The sequence below is a fragment of the Labilithrix luteola genome, assembly GCF_001263205.1.
GTDB classification, from domain to species: domain Bacteria; phylum Myxococcota_A; class Polyangia; order Polyangiales; family Polyangiaceae; genus Labilithrix; species Labilithrix luteola.
This window is the reverse complement of sequence record NZ_CP012333.1, coordinates 4,767,871-4,787,425: the sequence shown is the minus strand read 5'-3', so window position 1 is coordinate 4,787,425 and position 19,555 is coordinate 4,767,871. Positions and strand designations below refer to the sequence as shown.

The 19,555-nt window shown below is 67.0% G+C and carries 17 protein-coding genes; 6 read left to right on the top strand and 11 right to left on the bottom strand.

What is annotated here, in order from left to right:
- Positions 1-78: 78 nt before the first annotated feature.
- From AKJ09_RS21315 to infC, 3 genes are read right to left on the bottom strand one after another with little or no spacing between them, the layout of a single operon-like run.
- The gene (locus AKJ09_RS21315) at positions 79-1,998 is read right to left on the bottom strand and encodes a hypothetical protein (RefSeq protein ID WP_146649047.1); all 1,920 of its coding nucleotides are present in this window, start codon (positions 1,996-1,998) and stop codon (positions 79-81) included.
- Between the two features lie 50 nt (positions 1,999-2,048).
- Positions 2,049-2,675 carry a hypothetical protein gene (locus tag AKJ09_RS21310; protein ID WP_146649046.1) on the bottom strand — a complete coding sequence of 209 codons (627 nt, stop codon included), beginning with the start codon at positions 2,673-2,675 and terminating at the stop codon, positions 2,049-2,051.
- A 42-nt stretch (positions 2,676-2,717) separates the two neighbouring features.
- Positions 2,718-3,407, bottom strand: a complete 690-nt coding sequence (gene infC, locus AKJ09_RS21305) for a translation initiation factor IF-3 (RefSeq protein WP_146649045.1) — start codon at positions 3,405-3,407, stop codon at positions 2,718-2,720.
- Positions 3,408-3,599: 192 nt separating this feature from the next.
- On the opposite strand from infC, the gene AKJ09_RS21300 reads away from it, so the two are divergent.
- Positions 3,600-4,499 carry an FHA domain-containing protein gene (locus AKJ09_RS21300; protein WP_169927720.1) on the top strand — a complete coding sequence of 300 codons (900 nt, stop codon included), beginning with the start codon at positions 3,600-3,602 and terminating at the stop codon, positions 4,497-4,499.
- Here the strand turns inward: AKJ09_RS21300 and AKJ09_RS21295 are convergent, their stop codons facing one another.
- From AKJ09_RS21295 to AKJ09_RS21275, 5 genes are all read right to left on the bottom strand, one after another.
- On the bottom strand, positions 4,500-5,294 hold the full coding sequence (locus AKJ09_RS21295) for an alpha/beta fold hydrolase (RefSeq protein WP_146649043.1): 795 nt from the start codon (positions 5,292-5,294) through the stop codon (positions 4,500-4,502). It abuts the gene before it with no gap.
- A 122-nt stretch (positions 5,295-5,416) separates the two neighbouring features.
- Positions 5,417-6,265, bottom strand: coding sequence for a hypothetical protein (locus AKJ09_RS21290; RefSeq protein WP_146649042.1), 849 nt, complete (start codon positions 6,263-6,265; stop codon positions 5,417-5,419).
- A gap of 49 nt (positions 6,266-6,314) precedes the next feature.
- Positions 6,315-7,094: a hypothetical protein gene (locus AKJ09_RS21285; RefSeq protein ID WP_146649041.1), complete on the bottom strand. Its 780-nt coding sequence runs from the start codon at positions 7,092-7,094 to the stop codon at positions 6,315-6,317.
- Positions 7,094-8,095 carry a hypothetical protein gene (locus AKJ09_RS21280; RefSeq protein WP_146649040.1) on the bottom strand — a complete coding sequence of 334 codons (1,002 nt, stop codon included), beginning with the start codon at positions 8,093-8,095 and terminating at the stop codon, positions 7,094-7,096. Before AKJ09_RS21280 ends, AKJ09_RS21285 begins: the two co-directional genes overlap by 1 nt.
- Complete coding sequence (locus AKJ09_RS21275; RefSeq protein ID WP_169927719.1) at positions 8,079-9,512, bottom strand: serine/threonine-protein kinase; 1,434 nt, start codon at positions 9,510-9,512, stop codon at positions 8,079-8,081. Before AKJ09_RS21275 ends, AKJ09_RS21280 begins: the two co-directional genes overlap by 17 nt.
- Positions 9,513-9,643: 131 nt before the next feature.
- Between AKJ09_RS21275 and AKJ09_RS21270 the strand changes: the two genes are divergently transcribed.
- Genes AKJ09_RS21270 through AKJ09_RS21260 form a run of 3 tightly spaced genes read left to right on the top strand, consistent with a single transcriptional unit; the run spans position 9,644 to position 11,870 of the window.
- The gene (locus AKJ09_RS21270) at positions 9,644-10,582 is read left to right on the top strand and encodes an endonuclease/exonuclease/phosphatase family protein (protein ID WP_146649038.1); all 939 of its coding nucleotides are present in this window, start codon (positions 9,644-9,646) and stop codon (positions 10,580-10,582) included.
- Positions 10,579-11,304 carry an SDR family NAD(P)-dependent oxidoreductase gene (locus AKJ09_RS21265; protein ID WP_146649037.1) on the top strand — a complete coding sequence of 242 codons (726 nt, stop codon included), beginning with the start codon at positions 10,579-10,581 and terminating at the stop codon, positions 11,302-11,304. Before AKJ09_RS21270 ends, AKJ09_RS21265 begins: the two co-directional genes overlap by 4 nt.
- A 50-nt stretch (positions 11,305-11,354) precedes the next feature.
- Positions 11,355-11,870, top strand: coding sequence for a hypothetical protein (locus AKJ09_RS21260; protein ID WP_146649036.1), 516 nt, complete (start codon positions 11,355-11,357; stop codon positions 11,868-11,870).
- Between the two features lies 1 nt (position 11,871).
- Here the strand turns inward: AKJ09_RS21260 and AKJ09_RS21255 are convergent, their stop codons facing one another.
- Positions 11,872-12,828 (bottom strand): alpha/beta fold hydrolase, encoded by a 957-nt coding sequence (locus AKJ09_RS21255; protein ID WP_146649035.1) that lies wholly within the window; start codon positions 12,826-12,828, stop codon positions 11,872-11,874.
- 7 nt (positions 12,829-12,835) lie between these two features.
- Entirely contained in the window at positions 12,836-13,912 is a 1,077-nt protein-coding gene (locus AKJ09_RS21250; protein WP_240488542.1) for an arginine N-succinyltransferase, read from the bottom strand.
- Between the two features lie 1,183 nt (positions 13,913-15,095).
- On the opposite strand from AKJ09_RS21250, the gene AKJ09_RS21245 reads away from it, so the two are divergent.
- Both AKJ09_RS21245 and AKJ09_RS21240 read left to right on the top strand, forming a co-directional pair.
- Positions 15,096-16,889: a TonB C-terminal domain-containing protein gene (locus AKJ09_RS21245; protein WP_146649034.1), complete on the top strand. Its 1,794-nt coding sequence runs from the start codon at positions 15,096-15,098 to the stop codon at positions 16,887-16,889.
- Between the two features lie 77 nt (positions 16,890-16,966).
- Positions 16,967-18,064 (top strand): hypothetical protein, encoded by a 1,098-nt coding sequence (locus tag AKJ09_RS21240; RefSeq protein ID WP_146649033.1) that lies wholly within the window; start codon positions 16,967-16,969, stop codon positions 18,062-18,064.
- A gap of 120 nt (positions 18,065-18,184) precedes the next feature.
- Here AKJ09_RS21240 and AKJ09_RS21235 read toward each other — a convergent pair whose 3' ends face one another.
- Positions 18,185-19,327, bottom strand: a complete 1,143-nt coding sequence (locus tag AKJ09_RS21235; protein ID WP_146649032.1) for a hypothetical protein — start codon at positions 19,325-19,327, stop codon at positions 18,185-18,187.
- Positions 19,328-19,555: the final 228 nt, after the last annotated feature.

The window sequence follows — 19,555 nt, the reverse complement described above, 5'->3', positions numbered from 1 at the left end:
AAACGACCGTCGGTCGCCAAAAGCTCAGCTATGTCGCAAACTTTTCACGAACCCCGGTCGTTCTGAGGGGCTTCGGAGCTATGGCTTGCGAAGGGAAAAGCCGGCAAATTCGACGTTGGCACCACGCTTGGCGACGAAGCCGATGTCGCCCTTCGCCAGGCCGGCGGGAAGCGTGCCCTCGAGCTTGGTCTTGCCCACCGTCGCCTCGACCTTCGTGCCTTTGACGGCGATCCGAACGTGGACCGGCATCGCGGGCGGAGGCTCGATCGGCGCCGAGAGAGGCGCCTCGGCCCCCGCGTCGTCGGTGGTGACCATCGCCACTCGCCCCGACGGCGTCACGAGCAGCATGCCGCCCTTCACCGCGTCCCGCCCCGAAGCTGCGCGGAACACGATGCCGCCCGGCGCCGAGCTCACGGTGAGATCGCCTTCGAGCAGCACGTCGTCCGAAGGCGCGCGCGTGACGATGACGTCGTAGCCCTTCGTGCCCGTTCCCGCGAGCTTCACGGTGAGGCCCTCCTTCGCGCTCGCCGGAACGAGACCTGCGCGCGGAGTGCCGTGTAGCTTGGAGAACGAGAGCCCGCCCTCCGACCACGACGCGGCCTCCTTGAGCGGCGTCTTCGCCGTCGACAAGAACGCGAGCGACACGAGCTTCCCATCGCGCGACGCGCCGGTCACCGCGAGGGCCGGCCCCGTTCGATCCATCGACCAAGCGTGCCCCTCGAGTGTGAAGCCCGTCGCCGCTCCGTAGGGCGCGAGCTTGAGAGCGGTCACCGGCGCCGAGATTCCATCGAGCGTTCCCATCGCGTCGGAGAGCAACGCGGCACTCTCCGGCCGGGCATCGAGCAATCGGACGAACGCGAGATCCACGGCGCGAGGCGCGTCGACGAGCAAGAGATGCACGGCCGCTCCGACCACGTGCTCCACGCTCGGCGCGAGGGGCCTGCCGAGAATGCGCATCGGATCGCCGGACGCTGCAACGACGTCCTTCTCGGCACGCGCGCGAAGATCGCTCTTCGCATCGAGCGCCTTCTTCGCCACCATCACGGCGAGCGAATGCGAGATGGCCGACGTCGGCCCATCGAAGGTTCCGGGCGTGACCTCGTCGCCGAACGGATTCGCCTCGTCGCGCGGCGCTTGTACGATCGGCCCGCGTCCCGTCAGCGGTAGCGGATCGTCGATCGAAGCAATCGCCTCGATCTCGCCGCGGACGGAGCCTAGCTTGGCAAGCAGCTGACGAACGCGCTCGACCTTGCCGTCTTCGAGCTTTCCGCCGTCTTCGAACAGAATCCCCCACTCGATGAGCATCTGCCGGCGCGCTCCTTTGAGAGCGAGTCGATCGGCCGCGTCCACGCGGCGCGTGAGCCCGTCGGGGAGCATGTCGAAGAGCGCGAGGTGCGCCTGCGCGCGCGTGCGAGCGACCGTGTCCGGCACGGCCGCATCGCCTTTGAGCCAGCGAGCGTTGTGCTCGACATGGTCACGAAGCGCCTTCGAACATTCCTCGTACGTGGCCGACGGAATACCCGCGCTGGGATCGTGCGTGGCGAGCGTCGGCTTGCCGGCGTTGGCGATCGTCCCATCGATGAACGCGTAGATCGAAGTGAGCTCGGCCAGGGCGCGCGGCTCGCGATCGAGCCCCAAGGCGTACTTCTGGTGGATGGCGTCGGCACGGGCAAGCAGGCTCTTCACGACCACGTGCGCGACGAGCGGCCGCGAGGGTGCCGAAGCCCCACCGAAAACGAGCTCGCGTAGGAACACGGCCCGCTGCTCGGTGAAGGCTAGTTGTGTGAGAGCCTCGCTGAGAACCGCCACGGATTCTTCGGGCGCCAAATCGGTTCGCGCCACGAGCGAGCGAACACGCCCAGCATCGGCCGTGCGTGCCGAGGCGACGAAGTCCTTGATCTGCCCCTTCTCGCTCGACGTGAGCGTTGCCGACGCCGTGGACGAACCGAACACGAGCGCCAGGGTGGCAAGCGACGCGAGCGCGAACCGAAGTTTCATTCTGCAAGTATCTGCGCACGAAGCGCCTGCGTTAAGAGGCAAAAAGCGCCTCAACGCGGCAGCTCGAGGACCACGTCGTACGTCGCCTCGCCACGGCGAATGCGTCCTGAAAGTCGCGTGACCCCTGCACTCGCCGCACGCATGGCCTGCATGACCATTGCTTCGACAGTGGGCGTCGCCACGCCTTCGACCATCACGACGACGTCGCCGTCGCGTAGGCCCGCGCGGTACTTGCCGACGCCTCGCAGACGCGCACCGAGCGGCGTCCCGTCCGCGGCGGTCGCATTCGTGGCGCCCACGTCTTTGCGTTCGAGGGCGCGCGCAACCAGCGTTGCGGGCACGGCAATCGTTCCCGCCGACCCACCTGCGGGGGGAGCGGCGAGAGCGGCGGCTTCGTTCGCGACGTTCCCGGCCTGCCGGGTGCGTCGCTCGCGTTTCACGGGGCCGGGCAGACTCGGCAAGGTCGACGCAGGCTCCGGTCCAGCCTCACCGGAGCCTTCGTCATCACGACTCGAAACAGCCGGCGCCTGCCCCGCGCGAGGCGCCGGTACCGACAACCAACTGGCGAGAGCGCTCGCTTGCCGCGCGAGCGCATCGCCCATGGGCGCGACTGCCAATCGAACGGCAGCCGCGCCAATCACGAACGGAAGCGCGAGTACGAGGCGAGAACGAGACAAGCTTACGCGAGGGTTGGGCATGGCCCGCGCTCGCGTTGCGGCTCAGTCCTCGTCGTCGTCCTCGTCGTCCTCGTCCTCGACGTCCGGCAGCGACTCGGGCTCCGGCGGAAGTTCGCGGCCTTCCTTCTCGGCCTGCTGGCGCTCCTTCTCGCGTTGCGCCTTCGCTTGCGCCACCTTCTGCATGATGGCGGGCTTCGGCGCGACGAGGACGCTCATCGCACGCGCTTCCATCATGGCGCGCGTTTCGACGTTGGCGATGTCCTCGATGCCCTGGATGAGAACCGTGAGCTGCTCCTGCGCCTTCTCGGGGTGGGTGATCTCACGGCCGCGGAAGCGAACCGTGAATTTCACCTTGTGACCGGCCTCGAGGAAGCGGCGGGCTGCGTTGGTTTTGAACGCAATGTCGTGATCGTCCGTCTTCGGGCGGAGTTTGATCTCCTTGATCTGGACGACCGTCTGCTTGCGCTTCGCTTCGCCGGCCTTCTTCTTCTCCTCGTACTTGTACTTTCCGAAGTCGAGGATTTTGCAAACCGGCGGCTCGGCCTTCGGGTTCACCTCGACGAGGTCGAGCCCTAGTTCCTGCGCGCGCCTCAGCGCCTCGTGCGTAGAGAGCACACCAAGCATCTCGCCGTTCGCGTCGATGACGCGCACCTCCGGCACGCGGATGCGGTGATTGACTCGGATCTGGAACTGGCGCTGCGGCTGGCGCGGATCGAAACGGGGGCGACCCATCGACATGAGTTGACCGTGACCTCCTAGATGATCGGCCTGGAGGGCCGAACGCGTTGCAGTTTCCCCGGGACTGTGAAGCGGGTCAACCCCGGCGGGCACGATTTTCGCCGCGACTTCCGAGGTTCGGCCCCCCAAACCTCAGGCCCAAAGCTCAGGGAGCGAGGGGAACTCGGTGGTATAGGCTCGGCTCCCGTGCTGTCGCTTGTCGTGAACCCCGGAATCGCCGGGGAGCAATCCTTCCCGCTCCCCATCGGTACTGTGACCATTGGGCGCACGAAGGACAACGAGGTTTTCTGCCTCCACAAGAGCTTGTCGCGGAAGCACGCCCAGGTGGATTGCGACGGCACCACAGTGCGCATCACCGACCTCGCGAGCAAGAACGGCGTCTTCTACGGCGGAAATCGCGTCCAGGAGGTCACCCTCGCCGACGGTGACTCATTTCGCTGCGGGGACATTACGTTCCTCGTCGAAAGCGCGACCTCGCACGTGCCGCGCACCCTGAACTCCGGCTCGGCTCAGACGCTCCCCTCGCCCTTCGCGGTCGACGCCATCGCGAGCAAGCGCGGGCGCAACCTGACCCCAGCCGCAGGGGCCCCGGCCGTCGACGAGCGCTACAAGGACAAGCTCTTCGTCCTCATCCGCGCCAGTGAGCTCCTGACCGCGAGCTTGCCCATCGACCGCCTGCTCGAAGAGCTGGTCGTGCTCGCGGCGCAGGTCGTCGACGTCGATCGCCTCGCGCTGCTCACGCGAACCTCCGCTTCGGCCAAGCCGGTCGCGAGGGTCGTCAAAACGTTCCTCGGCGGAGCGCGAGCCCCGTACAGCCAGCGCGTCGTCGACTGGGTGTTCGCCCACGGAAGCCAGACGTCGTTTGCCGATCTGGGCCGCGACAAGACCCTTCCGGGCAACGTCGACGACGACGCCGGGATTCGGTCGGCCGTGTGCGTTCCGATCGACCCCGGTACGGGTGTCATCGGCGTTCTCTATGCCGACAGTCTCACCACGCCGGAGATCGTCCGACCCGACGACCTGGCGCTCGTTCGAGCCCTCGCGAACCTCGCCGCCGCCGCCCTGGCAACGAACGCGCGCCGCTGATCACGAGGCCGACGCGACGTGTTCTCGAATGGCCTCGTTCACCGCGGCTCCGTGCGTGATGGGGCCCATGTGGCCCGCGCCGGAGATCTGAACGAGTCGCCCGTGGGGCATGGAATCGGCAAGCCGGGCCGCGACGCGCTTGGCGGCCGCCGGTGACGCTTCGCCCGTGAGCAGCAGGGCCGGCGCCTCGATCGGTGCGTAGGCCGACGCCGCGGTTCGATCTTGGAGCAGCGAGTAGACCTCGAAGAACACCTTGCGACCGACCTGCAAGAAACTCTGGCGCGCGGGCTCCGGCATGGCGCGCCAGCTCCCCGGGCCGTTCCAATAGTCGACGAAGACTTCGAACCACGCGTCACTGCCGCCACGCTCGAGGTCGAAGAAGATCGGTTTGTCGTTCCTCGCCAGATCCGTGAGCCCTTCGACGTCGTTCGCGGCATGAAGAACGCCGAACGCGACGGGGTCGTAGACGGCGACCGACCGAACCGATCCCGGCGACCGGCGCGCGAGCGTCATCGCCACGAGGCCGCCGTACGAGTGTCCGACGAGATGGACGGGCTGACCGAGCTCGCCGACGATCTTCGCGACGGCCTCGACGTCCATCGTGAAGTCGAATCGCTCGCCCTCGGGCCACGGCGGGTTCGAGCCCGACCCCAGGAAATCGGGCGCCACTACGCGGTGCGAGGTCGCCAGGACGTCGCCGAGCTTCTTCCACTGCCGCGAGGACATGCCACCGCTGTGGAGCATGACGACGGGCTGGCCTTCACCTCGGGACGTCGTGTGGAGCGAATGTGCCATGACTCGACCTCAACTTGCCGGAGACGCCCCCACGAAGACGATTACGGCCATCATATGATGGTCATCCGACAAGTCAACGGAGCGAGGCGCCGCAGGCCAGGCCGTGCAGGCGCCGCGCCCGTTCAGTCCTGGCAAACGCCGAGCTTGATGCCGTCGATGGTGGGGGCGTCGCTACCGAACGCGTCTTTGCAGGTGAGGCCGATCCCGCAATCGCCGACCTGGCCGAGACGACACCAGCGTTCGCATTCCTGGCCTTGCGTCGGATGCATCACGCAGGCCAGCCCCGGACCGCAGTCGTAGACCGAGTTGCAGAGGTCGTATTGGACGCCCGGCCCCGGCGCGTTGCAGTCGGTGAACTTCGCCGGGATGTACTCCTTCGGAAACCAGATGCAGGTGTTCTGCCCGCACACGGCCTGGGGCATCCGAGGATCACACGTGATCGAGCAGACAGCGAGGTCGGGGTTCGGCGACCCTTTGTCGGCGATCGACATGCAGAAGTCGGTGCCGGGAGCGGTGCATTTCGACGTCGGCGATTCGCAATACGGACGACACGCACCGAACACGCACGCCAAACCTTGGACGCACTGGCCGCTCTGCGAGCAGGGCCTGCCGAGGGTCATGTTGCCCGCCGTCAGGCACGACGTCGCCCCGGTTTGCGGGTTCGTGACGTCGCACGTCTCGTTCGTTCCACACCCGCACTGAGGCACGAGCCCACAGCGATTGGTCGGAGGCGTGGTCTTGCAGACGCCCGAGTCGGCCGATGCATCTTTGCCCGGCGTGGTCGGGATCTGACCGCCGTTGTTGCCCGACCCGCCGTCCTTCGTGGGCTTCGACGTCGTCGTTTGGTCGTCCGACGGCTCGTCGGCAGGCGGCGTCGTTTGCGAGCAGGCCGAGACGGCGATGACGGCGATGACGGCGGTGACGCCCAGCGCGCCGAACACGACAGGTGCCCAAGCAAGTCGAAGGCTCACGCCCGAAAAACTAGCACGCGAAACGCGAACGGGCGATTTGCCGGCCGTCTCATCCCCCGTCGGGGCTGCAGGCGGCCGCGCAGCCGGCCCCCGTCGCACATGCGTAAGTCTTCGCTGCGAGGCAGGAAGCTTCCTCGCTCGGATCGGTGGGAGCGCCCTGTGGATGCGTCGAAAACTCGGCGAAACATTGCGCCACGCACGACGAAACGGCCCCCTCGGGCATCGCCGGATGACCCGAGCAAGCGGTCGACGTCGCGACGTCGAGAGCCCCAGGAGACTTGGCAACGTCGGCCGGACAGTGCGTGACGATGCATTCGAACGTCAGCTTGCAGGTGCGATTGCCGTAGCACGCGTTGAGCTGCCCGCAGCACGCGCCGGCAATGCACTTGTCACACGAGCTCGTGACGATGAGCGACGCGGACGGGTCGACTTCGCACACGGGAAGCGCGCACTGCCCACCGCATTTCTGACGCATGCACGCGTACGCGTAGGCCGCGCGCGAGCCGGGCACGAGGCCCTGGGTGCACGAAGACTCGCGCTCGGCGGCACGCGCCGGATCGGCGAGGACGCACGCATGTGCCTTGGAGACGGTCTCCGAGCAGCCGCCCTCCGCCTCGCAGCGACCGACATCGTCGCAGCACGCATCTTCGACACAGCGCGAGCACGTGGGATCGAGGTCCGAAGAGCCCGGTGCCGTCGTTCTGCCGTTGATGGCCGAGCCGTGACAGGTCTCCGACGGCAGCTCGAACGTCCGGCACGCCGACACGGCCACGACGAGCCCGACGATCGAGCCGACGACCGTGGCGCGAAGCAGCGCACGAACGCCCATCAAAAGCGCCCTTCGAAGCCCGCCATCGCCCCGCCCTTCGTCGGCGAAACGATGGCCATCACCTTCTGGTCGACCGGCTTCGACAAGCTGGCGATGCCGATCCCCGCGAACACGAGCGCGGTGATGCCTCCGGCGACGGTGGCGACGACCCACGAGTTCATCTCGGAAATCTCGCCCGTGCGAACGTGGTCGGGGCAGTAGTCGTTTCCGCAGCGCGCCTTGGCGCGATCGGCCGCGTTGACGGCCATGAGCGCGGAGAAGCTCGAAAGCACGAGCCCCGCCGTGGCCACACTGAAACCGATGAAGACGAGCGAGTTCGTCTGACGGACGACAACCACCTGCGCGGCGGAATCTTTCGGCGGCGGCTTCGGAATCACCCACTGCGGCGCGAGCTCGACGGTCTTCGTCTCGCCTTCGGCCACGACCACCACGACGTGCTCTTCGGGCCCATCGCCCGCTTTCGCGACGAGCTCGTGTTTTCCGGGGTCGACCGCGCGCGGCGTCACGGTGTCGGCCATGGCGATGATCTCGTCGTCGAGCTTCACGATCGCCGTGGCGCCTTCGGGGAGCGTGAGTTTCAGGCGCAGGCTCGGAATGCGCGGCTCGATCTCGGCCGCGACGCGCGCCGACTCTTCGCGTGCGGTTGCCGAACGCGAAGACTCTTCGAGCGCCGGAGGCATGCGCACCACCTTCTTGAAAAGCTCGTGGGCTTGCAGGATGCGGCCCTGCAAGAGGTGCGTTTTTCCGAGCTCGAATCCGGTCACGGGCGTCTGCACGAGATCCCACGCGGTCGTGAGGCGAGCGAGAGCGCCAGGGAGGTCTCCCTTGTCACGCATGGCGACGCCCTCGACGAGTGCGCTTCGTGCCGTGGCCAGATCACCGGCACTAGGCTCGTGCGCCGTCGGCGCAGCGTGCGCTATGCTGGCCATCGCCAGCCAGCCGGCCACCAGCGCGAACGCAACGCAGGCGCGCGTCGCGCGGCCCTCAGAACAGCGGATCATCGTGGGCGTTGGCAGGCGTTGTGGAAGGCTTTGCCGAGGCGCTTGGCGGGGCCGAAGGAGCGACCGAGGCCGGAGGCTTCGCGGTCGTGACGCGGGCGCCGTGGACTTGAGTGACGGACGACGCGGCGGGAGCCACTGGCGATGCGCTGCTCGCACTCGCCGAAGGCGCGGTGCGCGCGATCGAAGCCGATGCACTCGCCGAAGGGAGAGCGTCGGCCGCGGAGCTCGGCTTCGTGGCCGTCGATTTGCGCGCGTGGGTGACCGACGGCGTGGGCGTCGGGCGCTTCTCGACTTCCTGAGCGGTGCGCTGTCGACCGGCAACGGCAGCGACGCCCGCGAGCGCGATGACTGCCAGAACTCCGATCACGCGCAAGCCCTTGCCGCCGTTGGCCTCGGCAGAAGGCTTCGTGCGCGCATTGGGTTCACTGCCCGCCGGAGCGTTGCCGGGCTCGGTGCGGGCGAGCCCCGAAGACGCCTCCGAGGCCATGGCGTTACGCTGCACCGTGGGCGCGAGCGCCAACTCGGGCGTGCGCGGCCCCGAGTCGATCACCGTCATCGCCGGCAGCGCAACGACGCCGTCGAACGCTGCGCGGAGGGCCTCGACGAGGTCTTTGACCGTCGCGAACCGCCTGGCCGCATCGCGCGCGCACGCCTTTTCGAACCAGGCATCGAAGGCGGGCGGCAGGCTGGAGACGATGCTCGAAGGCCGGGCGGGCGTCTCCGTCGCGATCTTCACCGCGAGCGCGCCGAAGGTCGGTCCGTCGAACGGACGCTTGCCGGTCAGACATTCGTAAGTGACGACGCCGAGGGCCCAGAGGTCGCTTCGCTCGTCCGTCACCTTGTCGGCCGTGACTTGCTCCGGGCTCATGTAGAAGGGCGTGCCGACCACCTGCCCCGTCTGCGTTCGGCTGTCGAGGCTCTCCTCCGACGGCTCCGAGGCGTGCTGCTTCACGATGCCAAAATCGAGCAGCTTGACGAAGATCTCCTCTTCGCCGTCGCACAGGAACACGTTGTCCGGTTTGACGTCGCGATGGAGCAGGCCCGCAGCGTGGACGCGCGCGAGCGCCTTGCCGACCTGCGAGATGATGGTCACCACCGTCGTCGGATCGAGGCGGCCTCGCTCGCGGAGGGCGGTGCCGAGGTCGCGTCCCTCCAGGTACTCCATCACGATGAAGGGGATCCCGAGGTCGGTCACGCCGTGGTCGAGCATCTGCACCACGTGCGGGCTCTTGACCTGCGCAGCCGCCGCCGCCTCGCGCGAAAAGCGCGTTCGAGCTCGAGAGCTATCGCTCATCCCCTCGTGCATGAACTTCACGACCACGCGCGTCTTGAGGCCCGTGTGCTCGGCGAGCCAGACAGCCCCCATGCCACCTTCGCGCAAGGGCGAGACGAGACACACCGTCGGTGTGACGTTCATGCCAGACGTGACAGATGCCAGGCTCGAGCGTGCGTCGCTCACGGGGCCGAGTCTAACGCACCCAGCGTGCGACAAGATGACCGTTCGAGTGGGGTCGCCAAGAGCCTCAGCGTCACTAAACTGATGGAACCATGCACCGCGTGCGGGTCGTCACATACAACGTCCGGTATTTTGGACACGGCACGCGCGGCCTTGCGAGCACCGGCAAGGCGATGGAGCGAATTGCCGAGGCCTTGTCCTCGCTCGATCCGCTGGCCGACATCATCTGCCTCCAGGAGGTGGAAACCACGTCGCTGCGCTCGAACCTGGCGCATCCGACCGTCGATGGCCAAACGCAACTGCAGCGCTTGATGAAGATGCTGCATGCGGCACTGGAGCGCGCCGGCAAGCGAGACGCTTACGAGGCTTACTACTTCCCGGCCCACACGTATCGCTTCAGCGCCACGCCCATCTACACGACCGGGCTCGCCGTCATCGCCCACCGGGACTTTCACGTCTCCCATCACAATGCGGGTCAGCCGCACGACATCACGTATCGGCACATCCATCCGGTCAAACGGCTCAAACAGACCCGGATCTGCGCCCACCTCCGCGTGAAACACGAGCGCGGGACGGACCTCGACATCTTCAACACCCACTTGAGCTTGCCGACGACGCTGTCGCGCGAGTTCTGGCTCGAGCCGCGGCGGCTCGGCTGGGGTCCGAACCAGGTCGAGGAGGCGAAGAACCTTGTCGAGTTCGTGACACGGGAGAAACGAAGCGACCGCTTCGTCGTGGTCGGCGACTTCAATGCCCTCCCCGGCTCACCGGTCTATCGGACGCTCCTCCAGAACGGCCTGACGGATGCCTTCGCCCTCCAGAGCGGCATGGACGAACTGGCCCTGAGCGATTTTCATACGGCTGGGTTCATGAACATGCGAATGCACCTCGATCACGTCTTCACGGGAGGGGAGCTGCGCTGGCTCGACTTCTCCGGTACTCATCGATTCGGACAAAAGGACGGACTGTTCCGAGATCTCTCCGACCACACCCCGATCGTCGGAACGTTCGCATTGGGTGACGACTCATGACCAAGCACTCCATCGTTGCGATCACCGGAGGCGCCGGCGCGCTCGGAAGCGCCCTCGCATCGCATCTCGCCGGCAAGGGCTATCGCCTCGCGCTGCTCGACACCGCACGCCATCAGGCCCGTCTCGCCGAGCTGGTGAAATCGCTCGGTGGGCAGGACCGCGCGATCGGCATCGCCGGAAACTTCGCGACGGCGAGCGAGTGGCCGGCAGCCCTCGCGACGATCGAGAACGCGTTCGGCGCCAAGCCCTCGCACGCCGTGCTCGTGGCCGGTGGTTGGGACGGTGGCGCGCCCCTCTACCAGGCCAAAGACGATGCGGTCTTCGACACGATGATGACCTCGAACGTGGACACCGCCTACCAGGCGCTCCACGCGCTCTTGCCGGACATGGTCGCGAAGAAGGCTGGCAGCGTCGTCGTCATCGGCTCACGCGCCGTTCCTCGTCCGTGGACGAGCGCAGGCGCGGCAGCCTATGCGGCGGCCAAGGGCGCTGTCGTCACGATGGCCCAAGCCGTCGCGGAAGAGGTGCTCGAGCACGGCGTGCGCGTGAACGCAATTCTGCCGAGCACGCTCGACACGCCCGCCAATCGGGCGGCGATGCCCGACGCCGATCCGTCGCGCTGGGTCTCGCTCGAGTCAGCTTCGAACGTCATCGCCTTCCTCCTCTCGGACGAGTCGCGTGACGTGAGCGGAGCCGCGATTCCGGTCTACGGCAGAAGCTAATCGAGCGCGACGGGCCTCCGCGGGAACGGCGGATGCTTGCCTCGGTGAGGATGACCGCCGAACTGTCCACGCCGGACATTCCGGAAGAGGCCATCGGAGCCCGACGGCGAGCGCGAGCATGCACCGCATGGGTGTTCGTGCTCACGAACGGATTTCTGCTGGCAAGCGCCGGCCTCTACTGGCTGGCGCGCGGCCGCTTCTTCGATCCGCGCATCTACGAGGCCGTGGGCGGCCCATCGTGGACGCTCATGGAGGTCCTCGATGCCGACGTCCTCCGTCTGGTCTCGGCAGGTGTGCGCTTCGCGGGGATGCTCGCTATCTTGGCGGGCATTCTCGTGATGGCCGTCGGCGCAACCGCGTTCCGTCGCGGAGAGCGCTGGGCGTGGTACGCGATGCTGGCGCTACCGCTCTACGTCACCCTCGATTTCATGGCGCTCGCGGGCTACGGCGCGCTCTCGCCGACGAACGTGATCTGGGACGCCGCGCTCATGGTCACGGCGCTCTTCGCGCTCGTCGTGCCCTACCGGCGCTTCTTCCCGCCGCAGCTCGGCCAGGTGAACCCGTAGCTCACGTCAGCGGGGGAACGTGAGCGAGCACCCAATCGAGGGCCGCGAGCACCGAGCGGCGGGCCGCGTCCGTCGTGACGAGCTCCATGTGACCGGGCGCAGGACCGCCGTCTTCGCTCTGCGCGATTCGAAAACTCTCGACCGGCCCGCGACATCGACGCACGAACGCATCGGCGCAGTCCGGATGGCAGAGTAGGAGATCGCCCGTGCTCGCGACGGAGCACACGGGGACCACGACACGTGCGAGGTTCGCGAAGTAATCGTCGCTGCCGTCGGAGCTTGCCCAGCGCCCTTCGGTCACGACCCGCAGCAGGTCTCGCATGTAGCGCGCGGAGGCATTCTCACTGCCCAGACGAAGTGCGCGCGCTGGGACATGACCGATGCGATCGACGCCTTCGAGCGTGGCGCGCGTGACGGCAACCTTGGCTCCCCAGCGCAGAAGCGACGGCTCGAGCGCACGCAGCCAGACGTTGCCCGCGACGGAAAGAACGCCGTCGGCCGCGAGCAGCCCAGCACCTTGCGACGCGAGCGCGACGTGGGCACCGAGCGAATGCCCCACGACGACGACGGGCTTGTCCTCGCTTCGATCCCTCGCGCATGCGACCACGGCGGGGAGGTCGAGACGAACGAGATCGTCGTAGCCCCACTCGGCATGCTCGGACGTGAGGGTGCTGTCGCCGTGGCCCCGGAAGTCGAACGCGATCGTTCGAAAGCCTCGTTGACCGAAGGCGTGGGCGAGGCCCGGCCGCTCGCGATGACCGAACTCGCGCTTGTTGGCGAACATCGCATGCGCGAGGACGGCCGTTCCGCGAAACGGCACGTCCTCCGGCGGATCGTCGACCACCGCGCGCAGCGCCACGCCGTCGGCCGCGCGGATCTCGAGCTCTTCGTACGACGCGCGAGGCATCGCGACGGTACGACGGAGCCCCCGGACACGACGCTTGGGGCTCCGCGCCATCACGCGCTCACTCGAGCGGAAGGATCCAGGCTTCGTCGCCAGGCGCGATACCGAGCGCCTTGGCCGCGCTCGCGCCGATCGCGCCCACTCCCTTCGAACGTTCTTCGAAGGGCGCGAGCATGGCGTGGAAGTAAGGGGGCGCCGACGTCTCGCTGGCCACCACCGCACGCTTACGACCCGACGTGGCCGCCTCGGACGTCTCGTCCGTAAGAAGGCCTTCGATCTTCACGCGGTGCGAGTTCTCGACCAGCGTGATCTCGTCGGTGTGGGCCGTGAAGTGCGGCCCGCCATCGAAGGGGTCGACACGTTCGGCGTAGCGGAAGCCAATCCGGCGAAGGAGCTTCTCGACGCCCCGCGTCTGCGCGCCGACCTTGCCGATGACGTCCTGCGCGGCCCTCGGGAGCAGCGACGCGTAGATGGTGCCCTCCGGGAAGAGGCTGCGGATGAACTCCTTGTTCTTGCGCGAGAGCTTGTCCGCCTCGGCGTACGTCATTTCCATGAAGTGACGTCCGAGCGCGTCCCAGAGGTGCGAGGTGCCGTCTTTCTCGAGCGGCGGAAGGAGCTCGGCGAGCACCTCGTCCTGGAACCAGGAGCGGTGCATCTTGATGAAGAGGAAGCGCACGTAGCTCAGGAACGTGCCGAGGCGCTCCGGAACGCGGCGGTAGTCCGGGTGCAGGACGAGGCCGCCGATCTCCGTCGGACCGTCGTACGAGTACGCGATGTTGAGCGTGGTGTGCTTGAAATGCTTGTCGAGCGTCTGCGAGTAACGCTCCTCGTCGATCACGTCGAGATAGATGTAAGGCGCATCTTTTCGACCGAGCTGGCCGAACACCATCGACGTGCCGATGATCTGGTTCTTCGATCGGTCGACGAGCACGAACACGTACTGACGGCGCTTTGGATCCTGGATCTCGCCCGTCATGCTCTTCACGGAGTGCTCGAGGATCTGCTGCACCCCCTCCCGCTCGTGGGGAAGGTTCACCGTGTTGAGATGACGCGCCGTGGCGAGAATCTGCTCTTCGTCCGTGAGCAGGGCCCCACGAATCTCGTAGAGCGGTCCTTGAATGGCTCCATCGGAAGACACGACCGGCGTTCTTATCACAACGTCGCGACGAGGTGCTTTCTGGGTCGTTCCGTGGCGGGTCGAGGCTCGTCGCGACGGGGCGTACGAGCTCGAAGAAACCCTACGCGCAGCGAGGAAAACGTGGGAGCGAATCCAAATCGCACGACCTCGTCCGTCACGCGAACGCGGACGAGCAGCTCGAGCTCGAGCTCCGCGCACCGGTTGGGCTCCGACACGTCACGACGAAACGACGCCGGTCGCGCTCGCTGGCCCTCGAGAACCTGCCGATCGCTCCGTTCGTCATGGAGGAACACGCGGACGATGCAGTGAGGCGCGCGACCAGGAGGTGGAACGCGAACGAAGAGCTGACTCGCCCTGCGCGCGTGCGTGCTTGCGTCGACGTCGTGCACGGCACGCTCGAGGTGCGCGCGACACGAGGGTGAACCAACGGCGAAGCGTCCGCGAACGTCCTCCGAACGGACGTTCGGCGGATCGAAAATTATCTCGTCACTGCACCCGACGCTCGAGCGCGCGAGCAGTCCGTCATCGTGCTCGGAGACGCGAACGCGACGGACTTTTCGTCGGCCCTCCCCCCACAGCCCGCACGCCATCGCGCCGTGTGCGGGCTGTGGGGGAAGGGTTTGTACCTCGAGCGGACTTCACTGGTTGCGCCTGCGCCCGAGGATCTTCGAGGCGATTTTCGACGCGAGGGTGCTCCGCTGGAGCGCCCGTTGCGTCCCGAAATCGCCGCGTGACCGCGCTCGACGCGGCCGGGAGAGGAGGCGATTCTGCAACGCTTGCGCCGCGTGCGACAGGGGCGCACCCGGCTACCGCGTGTCCCGATCACGCGACCGTGGGACGCCAACACAAGCGTAAAATCAAGTCCCGCGCGGATGGAAGGGCGCGGGGGGCGATGCTAGCGTGAGGAGGCTGGTCGAGGACGCCGGGTCCGCTCTTCCGTTTTTTGGATCCCAACCCCACGTTCACAGCATCCCAGTTCTCAGTTTCTGTCGCAGTCTTAGTCGCAGGCCGCTCGCTGTTCGTGTTGTTCGCAGGTCTCGTTGGTCTCGTAGTTTTCGCAGTTTTCGCAGTTTTCGCAGTTCTCGTGACCGCCGCGTAGGTTCGCAGATCCAGCCAGTCCCAGCCGGTCGATTAAGTCGCTGGACGGCACCCCCGGCATCATTCTCGCACCCGCCTTCCCTCGATGAGACGTCCCAACCGCCCGACGCACGGAGAAGCAGAGCCTCTGTTCTCCCGGTCTCCGGAGACGCCGATCGTCCTCTGGATCTGCGCCGCGGTGTGCGCTCACTTCCTCTTTGGCGGAGGAACCGAGGAAGTCTCGAAGCAGCTTCGTAACTACAACGAAGACCGCCAGTTCATTTCGATGCTCGGCACGAAAGCACGCGAACGCATTCGCGGAGCCGACACGCCTGTCGACGTGGCGATCATCGAGGAGGGCAAGGCGCCCGAAGAAGAGCCTGCGCCGCCCCCTGAGCCGCCCAAGCCGGTGGCCGAAAACAAGCCCGAGCCGCCCAAGCCCGAGCCGCCCAAGCCGCAGGATCCGAAGAAGCCCGACCAGGCCAAGCCCGAGGTCAAGGTCGTCGTCAAGGATGACGACCCGCTCAAGAAGCTCGACGAGCCGCCGCCGCAGGCCGACAAGCGCATCGCCGTCCGCCAGCACGCCGAGAAGAAGCAGGAAGACAACCCGAACGCGCGCTTCATCGCCGACGAAGCAAACCACGTCGACGAAGAGAAGGTCGCCACGCAGACCTCGCACGACGAGGACGATCCGAACCCCACGCCCGGCGCGCACAAGCCCGGTGGGCCGAAGGAAAACGTCGGCGACAGCGAGCGCACGAAGATCGCCGACAGCGACGAGCACAAAGGCGAGAAGGACAAGGCGCCCGGCGAGCGAGGCACCGAGTTCGACGTTCAGAAGGACAACAAGCCGATCGAGCGTCCGCAGAGCCAGGTGGCCATCAACCAACCGGCCAACTCCGCGCAGACGCCGAAGTCCGGCGGCGACGGTCGCGAGGCGCAGGCCTCTGCGCAGAAGGATCCGCCCCCGCAGCTCGTGCCGGGCACGCCTCCTCCCCCTTCGTCCGAAGTCATTGCCGGCGGGCAGACGGGCTGGTCGTTCAACCCCGTTCGTCCGGGCGCGCCTGCTTCGAGCAGCAACCCCGTCGCGGGAACGACCAACCAAAACAAGCCGGTGACACCGCAAGTCGCGGGCAAGACAAAATGGCTCGGCCTTGGCGGTCAGCCCGGTCCGGGCCAGGTCAACCTGAACCTGAACCAAACGGGCGTCGTGGCCGTCGTCGGCTCCGATCAGCTGCGCAAGGAACGCGAGGCCGATGGTGAGCGCCGCAAGAGCGAGCACCGTGGTTCGTGGACGGCCTCGAACTTCGAGCGCTGGCGCAACGCGATCGAAAACTACGTCTCCAGCGTGAAGCCGGGCAACCAGACGGCGCTCAACACGGCGGCCGTTCCGTTCGCCACGTACCTCAACACGATTCACAACCGCATTCACCCCCTCTTCGCGGAGAGCTACCTCGACTCGCTCGACAACCTCCCGAAGAATCACCCGATGAACGACCCGAAGCTGATCACGAAGATCGAGATCGTGGTCAGCCCGAAGGAAGGGCGCATCGTGAAGATGGGCGTGGTGAAGACGAGCGGCATCACCGCCTTCGACATCGCGGCGCTCGACAGCGTCCACCGCGCGCAGCCGTTCGGCCCTGCGCCGGGCGCGATCGTCTCGGCCGACGGCAACGTCTACCTCCACTGGGAGTTTCACCGCGATGCGGTGTTCGCGTGCTCGACCATGCACGCCTTCCCCTTCATGCTCAACACGCCGGCAAAGCAGCCCGGCCCCGATCCGCAGCCGCCGGCGCCGGGCCCTCGCCCGCCGTCGAACGAGCGCGGTGCGCCCCCTCCGGTGAACCTGCACGAGATGCGTGAAGGCCGTCGGCCGGAACGCGAACGTGGCAACGGCTGAGTCCAGTCGACCCGCGAAAGGCGCGCGAAGCGCTCGGGGCCAGGCGAGATCGTGTAGGCTCGTTCCAGGCTCTTACCTTGCCCCCGACGCTCCAAACGCCCCCGAACGCATCCGACGCGACCTCGAGCGAACGTGCAGCGGCCGCACGCCCGGCGCGTAGCGCGCCGACGAATCCGGCGAGCCCGAACGCGACCGTCGCCTGGGCCTCGGGTGCACTGCTCCTGACCGGCGCGTTGGCCGTCGTCGCGAAGATCGCAGGCGTCGTCGTTCTGCCGGGCATGCGCGGCGTCGCCGTTCAGTCGAGCGTCGACACGATGGATGTCGTCAGCTCAGCCCTCGGCTACACGCTGGCAGGGATGCTCGTCGCGCTCGTCTGCGGCGGTTCGTTCGAGCTCGCGCGGGCAACGAAGATCGGCACGTTCGCGCGCGGCCTCATCGTCGCGATGTCGGGTCTCGTCGTTGCGCTCGCATCGCCCGCCGTGGTGCAGCGACTTCATACCGTGGCCACGCTCTCGCTCGCCAGCGTCACGAGTCTCGTGGCGTTCACCGCGGGGGTCGTCGCGCTCCGTAACCCACGCACGCGCGCGCTCGGCACCATTTTCCTCCTGTTTTCACTCTCCGGAATGCTTCGCCCCCTCGCCTGGGGCCTCGTGGGCCTCGCGGGCGAGCGCGCGAGCCTCACGATGTACCAAGTCGGCCGCGGCTGCGGGACAGGCGCCGTCGTGACGCACATGCTCGGCACCTTGATCGCCGCAGCGTGGCTCGCAACGCGCTCGCGCTTCCGCGGTCGGATGCTGGCCAATGCCGCCGTGATCCTCGCGTTCGCGATGACGTACCTCGCCGCGCGAGAGACCGAAGCACCGGAGACGGAGCTGCTCGCCATTCTCCGAACCTCGCTGGTTCAGACGGCGAGCGCGTCGCTCTCGTACGGCATGTCGGCGATCGCCGCGTTCCTCCTGCCCGCGTCACTGCTGCTCGCGATCGTCGCGTTGCTGCAGACCAAGCAGCCCGTTGCACTCACGGTTGCTTTCGCCCTCGCGTTGATCTCGCAAGGAGCGTTCGACGTCCCGATGCAGGCGCTCGCCATCACGGCGGCCGCGCAGTGGACGCTGCTCGCGATGGTCGACGACCGCGCGATGTGGACGGCGATCATCGGTAAAGAGCGCTCGGTCTGAGCGCACTCGGTCCGCGCCACCGCGAGCATCACGCCGTGCGCAAACGGCCCAAATGAAAACGGCGCCCGCGATCCGAAGATCGCGAACGCCGCATTCACACGCTCTTGCGTGTCGCCGGGGCTACTTCGCCTTCACCGGCCACGACCAGCAACCGATGTCCGAGCCCTGGCCGAACGGGTAGAAGCCGGTGCAGTAGTCGGCGGGGATGCCCGCGATGCCGTACGGAATCGCGAGGCCCGACGACTTTTCCTTCTTCGCGCCGTAGCAACCGACGCCGATCTTGTTGGGCATGTCCGCGGGAGCGGTCGGGCACTGGGAGACGGCCTTGGCGTCCGCCGTGGGCTTGCCGGTCGAGTCGACAGGGGCGATGCTACACGCGACCTGCGACTTCTTCGCGCACGCGCGCTCCGTCGTGTACTGGCCCTTCACGCACGCGCCGTCGGCGCCGCAGTCCGCGTCCGAGCGGCACGGCGAGCAGAAGGAGCCGTCACCCACGCAGCGCTGCGCGCGGGGGAAGCAAACCTTGGGGCCGATGCCAACGTCGGCGCAGACCGCTTCGTTGTTGCAGTTCTTGTTGTCCGAGCACTCCGGGGTGCAGAAACCCGCGCCGTCGGCGTCAGCAACGCAGTGCTGGCCCGACGAGCATTCCAGGTCGGTGTTGCACGGCGCGCAGTACTCGCGACGAACGCAAGCGCGGACAGTCTCACCGACGGTGCGCTCGTCGGTCTCGACGTTCGGCGTCGCGTTGATCGTTCCGCAGTAGAAGCCGGCGGCGCAGTCGCTGTCCTGCGTGCAATCGAACTTCGTGCAGTACGCATCACCGTCCGTCTTGGACGCGCCGTTGCACACGAAGCCCTGCGCGGAGTCGCAGTCGGGGTTCTCGGCGATGCCGCCCGATGGAGTGCACGTCGTGCCCCACTGCCCAGCGCCACTCGTGAGGGCGGCTCCCGCGCCGTTCGTCGACGTGTCCTTGCGGCAGAAGGCCTGTCCGCCGTCTTCACCGGCAACGCAGGTGTAGTTGAACGGGCAGCTCGAAGACGCATCCGAGTTGCTCGAGCAGGTCTTTCGGCACTTCGTCTCGCCTCCGTACGTCAGGCACGTGTTGCCGGCGGCGCACTTCGAGCTGTCGCACGGGGCGGGGCCCGTCGGATTGTTGTTGTCCGAGCTCGAACAGGCCGGAGCGCCAACGAGCAGAGCGCCTCCGATCGCTGCAGCGACGATGAGCGACTTCGAGAACGAATCGGCGGAAGCGAAGAACCTCATGCCGAGCCAATTACCCCTCGCATCGCTCGGTGACAAGCGGTTGGCGGGGGCGTCACGCGTGTTCTGTAGGAGGACGATTTCGTCATAACTTCAAGCCATCCGAGACATACATGAGGTCGCGCTCGCGCCCCTTCCGGCGAGGGTCGTTCACGGCTGCCTGATGCAGGTCGTCATGGCCGAAGAGCGCGTGACGAATCGCGTTATCGTCGCCGAGGGGCGCCCGAGAGC

Excerpts from the sequence above, each read along its gene's own strand:
- AKJ09_RS21285 (WP_146649041.1), bottom strand. The coding sequence starts at position 7,094 with ATGGGCGTTCGTGCGCTGCTTCGCGCCACGGTCGTCGGCTCGATCGTC.
- AKJ09_RS21275 (WP_169927719.1), bottom strand. The coding sequence starts at position 9,512 with ATGAACGTCACACCGACGGTGTGTCTCGTCTCGCCCTTGCGCGAAGGT.
- AKJ09_RS21235 (WP_146649032.1), bottom strand. The coding sequence starts at position 19,327 with ATGAGGTTCTTCGCTTCCGCCGATTCGTTCTCGAAGTCGCTCATCGTC.
- AKJ09_RS21255 (WP_146649035.1), bottom strand. The coding sequence starts at position 12,828 with ATGGCGCGGAGCCCCAAGCGTCGTGTCCGGGGGCTCCGTCGTACCGTC.
- AKJ09_RS21315 (WP_146649047.1), bottom strand. The coding sequence starts at position 1,998 with ATGAAACTTCGGTTCGCGCTCGCGTCGCTTGCCACCCTGGCGCTCGTG.
- AKJ09_RS21270 (WP_146649038.1), top strand. The coding sequence starts at position 9,644 with ATGCACCGCGTGCGGGTCGTCACATACAACGTCCGGTATTTTGGACAC.
- AKJ09_RS21265 (WP_146649037.1), top strand. The coding sequence starts at position 10,579 with ATGACCAAGCACTCCATCGTTGCGATCACCGGAGGCGCCGGCGCGCTC.
- AKJ09_RS21260 (WP_146649036.1), top strand. The coding sequence starts at position 11,355 with ATGACCGCCGAACTGTCCACGCCGGACATTCCGGAAGAGGCCATCGGA.
- AKJ09_RS21245 (WP_146649034.1), top strand. The coding sequence starts at position 15,096 with ATGAGACGTCCCAACCGCCCGACGCACGGAGAAGCAGAGCCTCTGTTC.
- AKJ09_RS21295 (WP_146649043.1), bottom strand. The coding sequence starts at position 5,294 with ATGGCACATTCGCTCCACACGACGTCCCGAGGTGAAGGCCAGCCCGTC.
- infC (WP_146649045.1), bottom strand. The coding sequence starts at position 3,407 with ATGGGTCGCCCCCGTTTCGATCCGCGCCAGCCGCAGCGCCAGTTCCAG.
- AKJ09_RS21280 (WP_146649040.1), bottom strand. The coding sequence starts at position 8,095 with ATGATCCGCTGTTCTGAGGGCCGCGCGACGCGCGCCTGCGTTGCGTTC.